An 8,147-nucleotide genomic window follows, 5' to 3' on the forward strand; every position below is an offset into this window, starting at 1 on the left:
CGCTGCTCTTCCATCTTCTGAGCAAGCTCTATGAGCGCACCAGCGTTGTCATCACCACCAACCTGAGCTTCAGCGAATGGGCCAGCGTCTTCGGCGATGCCAAGATGACCACCGCGCTGCTCGATCGCCTCACCCACCGCTGCCACATCCTTGAAACAGGAAACGACAGCTTCCGCTTCAAGGCCAGCACCGCCGCAGCCACCCGAAAGAAGAAGGAGGGTGCCCATGCCTTGACCCAGACATGACCCCAGCCGCATGACTAAAGGTGGGTCACTTCTCGATGGAAAACCCGGGTCAGTTCCGGGTGGAAATCAACAGATCTAGGATTTTTACGAGACAAAACTATCCGCGTCAGAAATATCAGTTCGGCATGGGCTTGACCGATTCATTCCCAGTCAATCTGATCAGATCAGAGTTTCCAGTTTCCCACTCCGAGTTCGCTATGGCTCTTCGTTTACGGCAGACCTTCACGCTCTTTCCCGGCGTCCGCATCAATATCGGCAAGCGCGGCATCAGCACGAGCATCGGCGGTCCGGGCGCCACCCTCAATATCAGTGGCAAGGGCCTGCGGGCTACGGTGGAGCACCCGGCACCGGTATCTCCTACAGCACAATGCTGGTGGATTTCAAAGAATCGGGGAAAACGGCGCCCGCGCATCCCAAGGCGACACCCGTATCCCCACACCCGCTGCCCAGTGCCGCCCCGACCGGCGGAAACTTCCCCGCCTCTGCTCGCATCTACGTGCCGCCTTCGGACATGAAGGCGATCGCCAGTGCTTCGGTCGAGGTACTGACCAGCACGTCGCTGGTACCATTGCGCGACCTGATCGCCGCGGCGCGCGAGCAGCAAAGGCAGGTGACGGCCGATCTGAAGGAAGCGACTGACGAGGCCGCTCGACAGTGGGCTGAACTCTCGCGCAAGAAGGCCAGTATCTTTCGCTGGTTCTTCCGGCGCCGGATCGCCTCTCTGGAGCAGGAACTTCCAATGATTGAGGGCGAGGTGAAGCGGCTCAAGGAATGGGAGAGAAACACGAAGATCTCCGTTGATTTCGAAGCCGCGCCCGAGGCGCAGCGGGCGTATGAGCAAATGGTCCGTGCCTTCGAGGTCCTCCGCCGCAGCGCGTGCAAATGGGACGTGACTGCCGACCGTGCGACGAACCAGCCGCGGGAGCGGACGAATGCGCATCGTGCTGTCGATCGCAAGCCGGTGAGCTTCGACTTCAGCACGAGCGACATCATCCGCTTTTCCGGCCGCGCAATGCGCTTCGAGAATGCCAATGGGGACGATATCCTCATCTACCCCGGTGTCGCCGTCATCCCGCGCGCAGATGGCGTCTTCGCCCTGATCGACCTGCGCGAACTCAAGGTTGAAGCACGCCCCATGCAGTTCCAGGAGGAAGATAATCTGCCGGGCGACGCCATGGTCGTGGGGCATACCTGGGCCAAGACGAACAAGAACGGCACGCCGGATCGGCGCTTCAAGGACAACTATCAGATCCCGCTCTGCCTCTATGGCGAGATCACCTTCCGCTCGAAAACCGGGATCACCGAGGAATATCACGTGTCGAACGCTGAAGCAGCGGTGAGTTTTGCGCAGGCGCTCCAGGCTTACCAACAGGCTCTGTCACTGAGTGAGACACCCAGAAAAGCTCAGGCATGACGGACAAGCACAGCCTGTGACCTTCACCGGGTGTCCGCATCTTCCGCCTCGTCGTGGAATTAGCAAATCATGCTCCTGCAGCAAGCCACGCAGGATAGGGAAACTTGCGGCCGCGACGACATAGCTCGCGACATTGACTGGCGTGGCGGCGGGGACGTCAGCAAGCACTCCCAAATAGCTGTGCTTTTGTTTGGCATCTGAACGCGCTATCGGCGACGAAACGGCTTAGAGTATTTCCATGAAGCATACACCTACTGGCCTGCCCCGATGAGGTGGTCCGTTTCCAATCTTAGTGCATGACGGGTGTCGGTGCTATGCTCGGGGTGGCCGGCGACGCGGTTCCGGGTGGCGAAGCCGGCCATTGCAGGGCCTGCGAGGTTGGCGGTCGGTAGCCCAAGGATGAATGCGGGCGTCTGGTATTGTAGTGGCGACGCCAACTCTCGATGACGATCCTTGCCTCGGCGAGACTGTAGAAGATCTCGCTATCGAGCAGCTCGTCGCGGAGCTTGGAGTTGAAGCTCTCGCAGTAGCCGTTCTCCCAAGGTGATCCCGGCTCGATGTAGGCGGTCCTGGCACCGACCGCGGCGATCCAGTTGCGCACGGCCGTGGCGATGAACTCCGGGCCGTTGTCCGACCTGATGTAACCTGGCACGCCCCGGAGGATGAACTGGTCCGACAGGGCGTCGAGCACGTCCGTCGAGTTCAGCTTCCGGCTGACTCGGATCGCCAGGCATTCCCGGGTGAACTCGTCGATCAGGTTGAGCATGCGGAACTTCCTCCCGTCATGGGTCCGGCTCTCGACGAAGTCGTAAGACCAGACGTGGTTCGGGCGCTCGGGCCGCAAACGGATGCACGATCCATCGTTGAGCCACAAACGGCCCTTCTTGGGTTGCTTCTGGGGAACCTTCAGCCCCTCCCGCCGCCAGATCCGCTCGACCCGCTTCATGTTCACCGTCCAACCGGCATTCCGAAGCAGAGCAGTAATCCGGCGATAGCCGTAGCGGCCATACTGGCTGGCCAACGCAACGATGTCCGCCGTCAGTGCGTCCTCATCGGCCCGCCCCCGCGGCACCTTCCGCTGGGTCGAGCGATGCTGCCCAAGCACGCGGCAAGCGAGGCGCTCCGACACTTGGAGCTTCTGCCGAACGTGCTCGATGCAGGCGCGGCGGCGGGCGGGGCTCAATAGTTTCCCGAAGCAGCCTCACGCAGGATGAGCTTCTCGAGCGTGAGATCGGAGACGGCCTTCCGCAGCCGCTCGTTCTCCTTCTCCAGCTCCTTCAGCCGCTTGACCTGGTCGCTCTTCAGCCCGCCGAACTCCTTGCGCCACCGGTAGTAGGTGAACTGGGTCACGCCGATCGAGCGCACCGCCTCGGCCACCGACTGGCCCTGAGACACCAACACGTCGACCTGCCGGAGCTTGGCCACGATCTCCTCGGGTTTGTGCTTCTTCTGGGGCATTCCTTCGTCCTCCATCTGGCTCGAAAGCATACTTCAGGGAGGACCACTTTTCAGGGGGCAGGCCAGTCGGCTCGACCACCACGGCGATCCTGCAGAAGGTCCAGCTGCCGGTGCTGCTAGTGCGGTGACCAATCCTCGACTATCTAATGGAAGTTGCTGTTAACTTGGGCCGCACGGCAATCTCGGCCCATAGCAGCCGTTCGAGCGTCGTGGGAACTGTGTAGTTGCATACCCCGAATCGGTCATTCGCAATCGGTGCAGAAATTCTGCCGTTAGGCCGTCTACGATGCCGACTCTATGACCGGACCACACCCAAGAGTATTCAGATAGGGGTTGCCCTTCGACTCTTTCACAGATTATCGTTGAAACCGAGCCGGTCTAGGAATTGCTGTGCTTGATTTAAAAGATCTTACGCCTGTCGAGCCTAGGGCGGTTGTGCATTCTTCTTCCGCAGGGCACATCCACGCGGGACTTCCAATTCCGAAAGTTTCGCGGGTAATGATTTTCTCCCAATGAGTGGGGGAGGTTCATCGAGGAGTGGGCCACATCGCTGAAGTCAGATTATACCATGGTGCGCCGCTTTGCAGGAGCGGGAGACATGGGAATTGACGTAGCGTGCTTCACGGCGTTGTTGCGTAACTCTGCGCGCAGGGGCTCGCATGGGGACTTTGGCCTCTTATCTGACTGAGCATGACCAAGCCCTCACCCGCCCGCTACCGCACGACCAACTGGTCCAGCTACAACGCTGCGCTGAGGAAGCGGGGCTCACTGTTGATCTGGCTGGACCGCGCGATGTCCTGGCTCGCGCCGCATGAGGGTCGCCCTGGTCGCCCACCGGTGCTCTCGGACGCCGCCATCCAGTTCTGCCTCTCGATAAAGGTGCTGTTCAAGCTGCCGCTGAGGCAGACCGCCGGGATGGTGGCCAGCCTTTTGCGGATGGCCGGGCTGGACTGGCCCGTTCCCGATTACTCCACCCTGTGCCGTCGGCAGAAGACCCTGGCTGTTCAGATCCTGTATCGCCGTGTCGACGGGCCGCTGAACCTGCTCGTGGACAGCACCGGGATCAAGTTCCTCGGCGACGGCGAATGGCAGGCCCGCAAGCATGGCGTTCAGAGGCGGCGCCAATGGCGCAAGGTGCATCTGGCAATGGATGCCGCCACGTCCGACATCCGTGCCGTCGAGTTCACCCCCAGCCGCGACGGCGACAGCCCGATCCTGCCGGAGCTGCTCGACCAGATCCCGGAGGACGAAGAGATCGGCACCGTGACCGCGGCGCTCACGCTGCCATCCCGCTCCGCAAAAATGCGAAGCTGTGGAAGACCGTCACCGCCGGAGCCATGGCCCGAAACGAGGCGCTGCGGGCATCGAAATACCTTGAACGCGCCCTCTGGCGACAATGGAGCGAATATCACCGCAGGAGCCGCGTCGAGACGAAGATGCATTGTGTAAAGCTGCTGGGCCAGAGGCTCATGGCACGGGACTTCGATCGCCAGGTTGCCGAACTTCAGGTCCGTATCGCCATCCTGAACGGCTACACCGCCCTTGGCATGCCTGTCACTGAAGCTGTGGGATAGCCATGACCGGGAGAAGGAGAACCTCGGCCATCACCCGATTTGTGCAACAGAGCCGTTACGGCCGGGAATGATCGGCGATCTTCCGCTTGGCGTTTGTTCTTTTAGGTCACCGTGATGGTCGCCTGTGCCTTCAAGGGGCAGGGAAGCGACGGATCGAAGTTGATTTCCACCGCGCTTGCCACAAAGAAGCCGCCAATGGTTTTGGCCGCAATCTCCGGAGCCGTGCCTGGTGCCACAAGGTTGACGTCCTGCGCAAAGACGAAGATGCGCCAGGTGCCATAGGGTTCTGCGTCGTACTGCAGCATCTCGCGATAGGCGCGTTTCAGGTCTAGCGAGCCCGCGTAGACGCCGTCATCCGGCTTGTCATCGAAACCCAGCCCGTCATCGGTCAGGTCGACCACAAAGGTGATGATCCCGTCAGGCGACTGGAAAAGCGCGAAGGCATAGAGTTCAGGTCCCCTGAACATGTTTCCCTCGGGCTTGGAGACCATCATCCTTACCCACAGGGGTTCGAATGCGGGGATCGTGGGCGGCGTCTCCACCTGGAGCGCACCGGCGACATGGATGTTCGTCTGCGTTTCGGAGACGCTGTGGCTTGCGCTACCCGCGGTGGTCTGCCGGGTGTAGGTCCATTTCACATCGGCCATGTAGGGCTTGCCCGCGGTCGGCGCCTCAGGAAGTGTCCAGTCGGCGACGACATTCTCTGCGACGGTGAGATCACCTGCCGCGGGCGGGGTCGCGGCCTGGCCCCTGAAGAAGGGGTCCTCGTCATCGGAGCAGGCAACGGCTATAGCTCCCGATGCGATCGCAGAGGAAACCCCGGCCACAGTGAACTCCGGCTTTCCCGATGCCGCGCCCTTGGGCGTGCAGCAACTCACGCTGGGATCGGTCTCCTCGAAGGTTCCGCCGACGCTGAAGTTCGCTTTCCCGGCACCGAGCGCCGCGGCCACGATCGCCACGATTGCCGCGACAACCGCCACAATAATGGCGAGCACCTTCCACCAGGGATCGGAGAAGGGCAGGTCTCCATGAACGCCGGCATAGGCCGGGTTCGGTTCCCAGACCATGGTCAGCCCGGTCGGCACAAAGGGGCCGAGCGGCCGCGGCGGGCAGCGCGGCTTGTCCGGGTTGCACTGCCACCATCCGTCCGGCTTCGGGCCGATGGCCTTCATCCCGGAGATCCTGATGGTGCCTTCCTCTATCGAGCAGTTGTAGGTGTTGGTGGTGGGATCGAAGCGGGTCTGCGAGACGAAGATCTGCCGGATCGACCGCTGCGCCTCGAAGCCGTCCGCGCGTGCCACGAAGCTCACGAAGGGCTTTCCTGGCCGGGCGTTCTGGAAATCGGCGTCCCAGCCGACGCGGACGGTCGCACCCGCCCGGATGACCGGAAAGGCCCAGACTCTCGGCTGCGGCACAATGCCCGGGTCGCTCACGCTTTCAAGGTAGAGTCGGACATTCGTAAGATCCTCGCGGCCCGTGTTGGTGTAGTGGCAGGTAATGCGCAGGCCGTAGATCGCGTTGTCGAATATGCCGTCCGGCAGCATGATGGAGGTGACCGGCTCGATGGCGAAGGGCCGGGTGAGAACCTGCATGGGGGTGGCGCTCATCTGATTGCCTCCTTCTGCCGCGCGATCTCCTCGTGGACGACAAGGAAGGCACAGCCCCCGATCGGTTCTCTCCTGTCGCCTGCGCCGTCGAACTCGAGGACGTTGACGAGCACATATCCTTCGGGGCGCATCTCCCAGGCACGGATGTTGAGATAAACGGCCGCTCGCCCGCCACGGGGAACCTTCAGCTCCATCTTCTTGTCGCCGGTCGGCTCATCCTCCTGGAGGCAAGCCGGCCAGTCCCGCAGCCCGGCCTCCACGGCCCCGTCCAGCGGGCGCAGCTCGGGAAGTCCGAGGGAGCGCAAGGCGCGTTCGTCGACTTCTCCTCCGACCTCGACGACCAGCCTGGACAGCTTCTCCTGCCGTGGCAGGCCATCGATCGTTATGGTCAGGGGCATCATCATCATGGATGCGGCCAGAACCGTCAGGTTCTTCTGTGCCATCTCGCTGTAGGTGGGCGGATCGAACACAGCCAGCGAAGCCGGCACGGAGGATCCGGGATAGCGCGCTTCGGCAATCAGGCATTCGTGCCCGCCGTTGACCATGACAACCGGCCAGGGGGTCAGGCAAAGGACCTCCACCTCGCTTCCCGGCTGCCCCGCGGGCGCCAGGTCGGCGAAAGCCGTCCCGATCGGATTGGCGGAAGCCCTGGTGATCTGAGGGGTCGGAACGGCCCAGAAGAAGTCCACTTGGACATTCTGGATGCCGAAACCTGCGTGATTGGTCAGGCGGGCCCAGACAAAGGCCGGCTTGCCTGCGACAGGCACACCCGGCGCACCCTGGGGATCGGATCCCGGCACAACCCAGATGTCAGGACTGAGATACCACCACGGACTGCCGTCACGTATCTCCACGTTTCCCATGAGTCGCCCCCTGAATAATGCAGAGTGAGCAGAGACCTATTACAGGAAATCGGCGCTATAGCGGATGGATTGAGGATAGCAGATTTCAGTTCATCGAACAACACAACTCAATGCTGTCTGTCTTTCGAAAGACAGATAATTGACCACCTCGCCCGCTTCCACGGCTGGATGCATGCCGATGGTTATGCCGGGTTCGAGGATCTCTATCGGTCCGGCGCGATCCACGAAGTCGCCTGCATGGCCCATGTCAGGCGCAAGTTCGTCGACATCCATCGTGCCTAGGCCGTGTTGACGAAAGGGATTCACGGGGCGCGCTGCTCGTGATTCAAGCTGGTATCCGCGATGGAGACCAGCCTGGCACGAGACCTGATGTCGGACGAGGAGTGTGCGTTCCATGAACTCTTCATCCGGGCTGTCCGCGCCCCGAACGGACGCAAACCCGCGCACCGTCGGCTTGTTCTGGATGGCATTTTCTGGATCGCACCGGCTCGCCCTGGCGTGACCTGCCCGAGGAGTAGGGCCAAGTGGTCGTCCGTCTACCGGCAGTTCCGACGCTGGACGCTGGCCGGGCTATGGGAGCAGATCATGGATGCGTTAAACACGAGTGGGGCGGTCCCCGACGCCCTCCAGATGATCGACAGCACCGTGGTCCGCGCCCATCATCAGGCAGCCGGCACAAAAGGGGGACTCCGCGACAGGGTTTCGGCCGTTCAAGAGGTGGCTTCACGACCAAAATCCACCTCCGCGTCAACAGCGCCGGCCTGCCCATGAGGACGGAGATCACGCCCGGCCAGACATCGGACTATCTCGGCTTCGATCTGGTCATGGCCGACAACCTGCCGGAGCCTTCCATCCTTGCTGGCCGATCGCGGCTACGATTCTGATGATGTTCGCAGGACCATGGAGGCGCGCGATGTGCTGCCGGTGATCCCCATGCGGAAAACCCGCAAGCTGAGGGTAGCCGTGGATCGCACCCTCTACCGGCT

Annotated in this window: 6 protein-coding genes and 3 pseudogenes; 6 read left to right on the forward strand and 3 right to left on the reverse strand. The window is 61.9% G+C overall.

The genetic code is table 11. The features are described from left to right. The 3 genes and pseudogenes from BLQ03_RS16980 to BLQ03_RS16985 form a co-directional block, all read left to right on the forward strand. On the forward strand, window positions 1–245 hold a 245-nt coding region (locus tag BLQ03_RS16980; protein ID WP_175558938.1), incomplete at its 5' end, for an ATP-binding protein. Between the two features lie 197 nt (window positions 246–442). Continuing rightward, a pseudogene (locus BLQ03_RS19265) lies at window positions 443–532 on the forward strand (DUF4236 domain-containing protein); the annotation flags it as partial. Window positions 533–618: 86 nt separating this feature from the next. Continuing rightward, window positions 619–1,659, forward strand: coding sequence for a hypothetical protein (locus tag BLQ03_RS16985; RefSeq protein ID WP_245688999.1), 1,041 nt, complete (start codon window positions 619–621; stop codon window positions 1,657–1,659). 289 nt (window positions 1,660–1,948) lie between these two features. On the opposite strand, the gene BLQ03_RS16990 is transcribed toward BLQ03_RS16985, so the two are convergent. Beyond that, a protein-coding gene (locus BLQ03_RS16990) for an IS3 family transposase (RefSeq protein WP_090757493.1) occupies window positions 1,949–3,117 on the reverse strand; the annotation gives its coding sequence in 2 pieces (ribosomal slippage) (window positions 1,949–2,853 and window positions 2,853–3,117; 1,170 coding nt in all). A gap of 771 nt (window positions 3,118–3,888) precedes the next feature. On the opposite strand from BLQ03_RS16990, the pseudogene BLQ03_RS16995 reads away from it, so the two are divergent. Then, window positions 3,889–4,691 (forward strand): annotated as a pseudogene (locus tag BLQ03_RS16995) (IS5 family transposase). Window positions 4,692–4,792: 101 nt separating this feature from the next. On the opposite strand, the gene BLQ03_RS17000 reads toward BLQ03_RS16995, so the two are convergent. Together BLQ03_RS17000 and BLQ03_RS17005 are read right to left on the reverse strand one after the other, a co-directional pair. Continuing rightward, entirely contained in the window at window positions 4,793–6,298 is a 1,506-nt protein-coding gene (locus tag BLQ03_RS17000) for a hypothetical protein (RefSeq protein WP_090757490.1), read from the reverse strand. Further along, complete coding sequence (locus tag BLQ03_RS17005; RefSeq protein WP_139166793.1) at window positions 6,295–7,161, reverse strand: hypothetical protein; 867 nt, start codon at window positions 7,159–7,161, stop codon at window positions 6,295–6,297. The genes BLQ03_RS17000 and BLQ03_RS17005 overlap by 4 nt, the downstream gene beginning before the upstream one ends. Window positions 7,162–7,302: 141 nt before the next feature. Between BLQ03_RS17005 and BLQ03_RS17010 the strand changes: the two are divergent. Both BLQ03_RS17010 and BLQ03_RS19270 read left to right on the forward strand, forming a co-directional pair. Beyond that, a pseudogene (locus tag BLQ03_RS17010) lies at window positions 7,303–7,431 on the forward strand (IS66 family transposase); the annotation flags it as partial. A 99-nt stretch (window positions 7,432–7,530) separates the two neighbouring features. Beyond that, complete coding sequence (locus BLQ03_RS19270; RefSeq protein ID WP_425415754.1) at window positions 7,531–7,932, forward strand: transposase; 402 nt, start codon at window positions 7,531–7,533, stop codon at window positions 7,930–7,932. The last annotated feature ends 215 nt before the right edge of the window (window positions 7,933–8,147 follow it).

The organism is Paracoccus chinensis, assembly GCF_900102885.1.
GTDB lineage: Bacteria > Pseudomonadota > Alphaproteobacteria > Rhodobacterales > Rhodobacteraceae > Paracoccus > Paracoccus chinensis.